Genomic DNA, 5,612 nt, shown 5'->3' with positions numbered 1-5,612 from the left:
AAAAAAAAATCCCCATCAAATGAATGATGAGGATTTTATAAGAAAGGCGACGGATCGAGTGAAACGACACGCCGCACCTATAAAAAAAATGAGTCCTGATAAAATCAGGACTCATAAAAGAAAGGCGGCGGATCGACCAAAGGGACACGCCGCTCCTATAACAAAAAAAAAACTCAAGCCTTTTGAGCTTGAGTTAATAAAAGAAAGGCGGCGGATCGACCAAAGGGACACGCCGCTCCTATAACAAAAAAAAAACTCAAGCCTTTTGAGCTTGAGTTAATAAAAGAAAGGCGGCGACATACTCTCCCACATAACTGCAGTACCATCTGCGCAGGCGGGCTTAACTTCTCTGTTCGGGATGGGAAGAGGTGAGCCCCGCCGCAATAACCACCTTAGGCCGTTTTGCAAGGGTATCTGTCTATTTAACAGATAACAATACACAATATCTTAACATACTGGGATAAAAATTTCGATAATAAGAAGAAAGAAAGTTTCTTCCCCCGCCGTGGCGGGGGAAAAGTGCGCATAAGCTTACGGGTTATTAGTACTACTCGACTATGACATTACTGCCTTTACATCTATAGCCTATCAACGTGGTCATCTCCCACGACCCTTAAAAGAAATCTCATCTTGTGGTGGGTTTCGCGCTTATATGCTTTCAGCGCTTATCCCTTCCCAACGTAGCTACTCTGCAGTGCTCCTGGCGGAACAACAGATACACCAGCGGTTAGTCCAATTCGGTCCTCTCGTACTAGAATCAGATCCACTCAAATTTCTTGCGCCCACAGTAGATAGAGACCGAACTGTCTCACGACGTTCTGAACCCAGCTCGCGTGCCACTTTAATGGGCGAACAGCCCAACCCTTGGGACCTTCTCCAGCCCCAGGATGTGACGAGCCGACATCGAGGTGCCAAACCCCCCCGTCGATATGAGCTCTTGGGGGAGATCAGCCTGTTATCCCCGGCGTACCTTTTATCCTTTGAGCGATGGCCCTTCCATGCGGAACCACCGGATCACTATGCTCTACTTTCGTACCTGATCGACCTGTATGTCTCTCAGTCAAGCTCCCTTATGCCATTGCACTCTACGCACGGTTACCAAGCGTACTGAGGGAACCTTTAGAAGCCTCCGTTACTCTTTTGGAGGCGACCACCCCAGTCAAACTACCCACCAAGCAATGTCCCCCGGATTCCGGGGTTAGACCTCAGACAAGCAAAGGGTGGTATTTCAACAATGACTAACCAACGCCTGGCGACGCTGGATCGAAGTCTCCCACCTATCCTACACATCACTTGTCCAAGACCAATACTAAGCTATAGTAAAGGTGCACAGGGTCTTTTCGTCCCACTGCGGGTAATCGGCATCTTCACCGATACTACAATTTCACCGAGCTCATGGCTGAGACAGTGTCCAGATCGTTACACCATTCGTGCAGGTCGGAACTTACCCGACAAGGAATTTCGCTACCTTAGGACCGTTATAGTTACGGCCGCCGTTTACTGGGGCTTCAATTCAATGCTTCTCCGAAGATAACATCTCCTCTTAACCTTCCAGCACCGGGCAGGTGTCAGGCCCTATACTTCATCTTACGATTTTGCAGAGCCCTGTGTTTTTGATAAACAGTCGCCTGGACCTCTTCACTGCGGCCAGCATTGCTGCTGGCGACCCTTCTCCCGAAGTTACGGGTCTATTTTGCCTAATTCCTTAGCCATGAATCTCTCGAGCACCTTAGAATTCTCTTCTCGACTACCTGTGTCGGTTTGCGGTACGGGTTGTCATAACCTGAAGTTTAGAGGTTTTTCTTGGAAGCCCTTAGGCGCACTATCTCTTTGTCCGAAGACTCCGAGTACTATCGTATTTCCCCAAAAACCGTGGATTTGCCTGCGGTTCTTATAGGTAGGTACTTCAACGAACTATTCCGTCAGTTCGCGGCGCTTTCATCACTCCGTCACCCCATCACAGTTATAACAAGTACGGGAATATTAACCCGTTGGCCATCGACTGTCCCTTTCGGGTTCGCCTTAGGACCCGACTAACCCTCAGCTGATTAGCATAGCTGAGGAAACCTTAGTCTTTCGGTGTGCGGGTTTCTCGCCCGCATTATCGTTACTTATGCCTACATTTTCTTTTCTGACCGGTCCAGCAAGCCTTACGACTCACCTTCAGCCCTGTCAGAATGCTCCCCTACCACTTATAATAAATTATAAATCCATAGCTTCGGTAATATGCTTATGCCCGATTATTATCCATGCCCGACCGCTCGACTAGTGAGCTGTTACGCACTCTTTAAATGAATGGCTGCTTCCAAGCCAACATCCTAGCTGTCTGTGCAGTCGGACCTCGTTCTTTCAACTTAGCATATATTTGGGGACCTTAGCTGATGGTCTGGGTTCTTTCCCTCTCGGACTTGGACCTTAGCACCCAAGCCCTCACTGTCATGAAACATTATATAGCATTCGGAGTTTGTCAGGAATTGGTAGGCGGTGAAGCCCCCGCATCCAATCAGTAGCTCTACCTCTATATAACTTTAAGCATGACGCTGCACCTAAATGCATTTCGGGGAGTACGAGCTATTTCCGAGTTTGATTGGCCTTTCACCCCTACCCACAGATCATCCCAAGACTTTTCAACGTCAACGGGTTCGGTCCTCCACTATGTGTTACCACAGCTTCAACCTGTCCATGGGTAGATCACACGGTTTCGCGTCTAACACTACTGACTAAAGCGCCCTATTCAGACTCGCTTTCGCTACGGATCCGTGGCTTAACCACTTATCCTTGCCAGCAACGTTAACTCGTAGGCTCATTATGCAAAAGGCACGCCGTCACCCAACGAATGGGCTCCGACCGCTTGTAGGCGTATGGTTTCAGGATCTATTTCACTCCGTTATTCACGGTTCTTTTCACCTTTCCCTCACGGTACTGGTTCACTATCGGTCTCTCAGGAGTATTTAGCCTTAGCGGATGGTCCCGCCAGATTCAGACAGGGTTTCACGTGCCCCGCCCTACTCAGGATACCGCTATCCATTATACTTGTTACCCATACCGGGCTATCACCGTCTATGGCTGAACTTTCCAGTTCATTCTGGTTCCTTGTACATGAAATGTCGCGGTCCTACAACCCCAATCTTGCCGTAACAACATTGGTTTGGGCTAATCCGCGTTCGCTCGCCACTACTTACGGAATCACTTTTGTTTTCTTCTCCTCCGCCTACTTAGATGTTTCAGTTCAGCGGGTTTGCCCTCCTATCGGAGTGACATGTCTTCAACATGCCGGGTTGCCCCATTCGGAAATCTTCGGATATAATGCGTGTGTGCCGCTCCCCGAAGCTTATCGCAGCTTATCACGTCCTTCTTCGCCTCTGAGAGCCAAGGCATCCCCCATACGCCCTTATTTTGCTTATTGCGCTTTCTTCATGCATTGCTGCATGATATGCTTTCTACTTTTTATCGTATTTTCTTATCCCAATATGTCAATGAACTGGCGCGGCCAGACCGATTTATATAAAATCGTCACAGCATTCGCGTAGTGGAGAATAACGGAGTCGAACCGTTGACCTCCTGCGTGCAAGGCAGGCGCTCTAGCCAGCTGAGCTAATCCCCCATTTCTTAATTCTAAATTATGAATGTTGAATTTTGAATTATGTGCAATTCATACTCATCTTCTAAAATTTCCTTCTCAAGAGCGCTAAAATAGTAGTCCCGGGCAGACTCGAACTGCCGACCCCTACATTATCAGTGTAGTACTCTAACCAGCTGAGCTACGAGACTCTGTTTTTGCTTTTCTTGTATTATTTTGAACCAACAGCGAGAGCGCTTCTTTTTCTTCTTCAGGCCAGAATAGCCTTGCTTCTTCGTCTTTCTCTAGAAAGGAGGTGTTCCAGCCGCACCTTCCGGTACGGCTACCTTGTTACGACTTAGCCCTAGTTACCAGTTTTACCCTAGGCAGCTCCTTGCGGTCACCGACTTCAGGCACCCCCAGCTTCCATGGCTTGACGGGCGGTGTGTACAAGGCCCGGGAACGTATTCACCGGATCATGGCTGATATCCGATTACTAGCGATTCCAGCTTCACGGAGTCGAGTTGCAGACTCCGATCCGAACTGTGAACGGTTTTGTAGATTCGCTCCTGGTCGCCCAGTGGCTGCTCTCTGTACCGTCCATTGTAGCACGTGTGTAGCCCAAGGCGTAAGGGCCGTGATGATTTGACGTCATCCCCACCTTCCTCTCAGTTTGCACTGGCAGTCTCGTTAGAGTTCCCGACATGACTCGCTGGCAACTAACGACAGGGGTTGCGCTCGTTATAGGACTTAACCTGACACCTCACGGCACGAGCTGACGACAACCATGCAGCACCTTGTAAATTGTCTTGCGAAAGATCTGTTTCCAAATCGGTCAATCTACATTTAAGCCTTGGTAAGGTTCCTCGCGTATCATCGAATTAAACCACATGCTCCACCGCTTGTGCGGGCCCCCGTCAATTCCTTTGAGTTTCATTCTTGCGAACGTACTCCCCAGGTGGGATACTTATCACTTTCGCTTAGCCACTCAGATTGCTCCGAACAGCTAGTATCCATCGTTTACGGCGTGGACTACCAGGGTATCTAATCCTGTTCGCTACCCACGCTTTCGTCCATCAGCGTCAATATATTGATAGTAACCTGCCTTCGCAATTGGTATTCCATGTAATATCTAAGCATTTCACCGCTACACTACATATTCTAGTTACTTCCCAATAATTCAAGCCCTGCAGTATCAATGGCAATTTCCCGGTTGAGCCGGGAGATTTCACCACTGACTTACAGGGCCGCCTACGGACCCTTTAAACCCAATGATTCCGGATAACGCTTGGACCCTCCGTATTACCGCGGCTGCTGGCACGGAGTTAGCCGGTCCTTATTCTTACGGTACCGTCAGTCTGGGACACGTCCCAGGGTTTCTTCCCGTATAAAAGCAGTTTACACACCATAGATGCTTCATCCTGCACGCGGCATGGCTGGATCAGGCTTGCGCCCATTGTCCAATATTCCTCACTGCTGCCTCCCGTAGGAGTCTGGTCCGTGTCTCAGTACCAGTGTGGGGGATCTCCCTCTCAGGACCCCTACCCATCATAGCCTTGGTAAGCCGTTACCTTACCAACTAGCTAATGGGACGCATGCTCATCTTTTACCGTTGTGACTTTAATTATAAAATGATGCCATTCTATAATGCTATGGGGCATTAATCCAAATTTCTCTGGGCTATTCCCCTGTAAAAGGTAGATTGCATACGCGTTACGCACCCGTGCGCCGGTCTCTAGGAAGCAAGCTCCCTATACCCCTCGACTTGCATGTGTTAAGCCTGCCGCTAGCGTTCATCCTGAGCCAGGATCAAACTCTTCATCGTATATTTTTAATAATTTATAGACGCTTCGCTTGGCTTTTGTTTTCTTTACCGAATCGGTCAAAGATGTGCTCTCTCTTTAATTTGCTGTTAATCCAATATGTCTATGAACGTATCATTCTGTTTTAGTTCCGTTTCCGTGTTTCAGGAAGCGGGTGCAAAAGTAGAAATCCTTTTTCAATACCGCAAGCTTTTTGTGAAGTTTTTTTTTTAAAGAAATTCTCATCTCTC

General features: G+C 48.3%; 1 protein-coding gene, 2 tRNA genes and 3 rRNA genes. 1 reads left to right on the top strand and 5 read right to left on the bottom strand.

Going from position 1 to position 5,612, the window contains the following annotated elements; all coding sequences use genetic code 11:
* Positions 1–244, top strand: a 244-nt coding sequence (locus EG849_RS08795) for a hypothetical protein (RefSeq protein WP_233581770.1), incomplete at its 5' end; no start/stop codon positions are given.
* 41 nt (positions 245–285) lie between these two features.
* On the opposite strand, the gene rrf is transcribed toward EG849_RS08795, so the two are convergent.
* The 5 genes from rrf to EG849_RS08770 form a co-directional block, all read right to left on the bottom strand.
* Positions 286–395: ribosomal RNA gene (gene rrf / locus EG849_RS08790) — 5S ribosomal RNA — on the bottom strand.
* Between the two features lie 126 nt (positions 396–521).
* Positions 522–3,407 (bottom strand): 23S ribosomal RNA (locus tag EG849_RS08785).
* Between the two features lie 123 nt (positions 3,408–3,530).
* Positions 3,531–3,604, bottom strand: a tRNA-Ala gene (locus EG849_RS08780).
* Positions 3,605–3,697: 93 nt separating this feature from the next.
* A tRNA-Ile gene (locus EG849_RS08775) sits at positions 3,698–3,771 on the bottom strand.
* 97 nt (positions 3,772–3,868) lie between these two features.
* A 16S ribosomal RNA gene (locus EG849_RS08770) occupies positions 3,869–5,384 on the bottom strand.
* Together the 16S, 23S and 5S rRNA genes with 2 tRNA genes alongside form the textbook arrangement of a ribosomal RNA operon.
* Positions 5,385–5,612: the final 228 nt, after the last annotated feature.

The organism is Flavobacterium macacae, from assembly GCF_003865365.1.
Lineage (GTDB): Bacteria > Bacteroidota > Bacteroidia > Flavobacteriales > Flavobacteriaceae > Flavobacterium > Flavobacterium macacae.
Note: the sequence above shows the minus strand (reverse complement) of the source record. Positions and strands in the feature narration are given on the sequence as shown.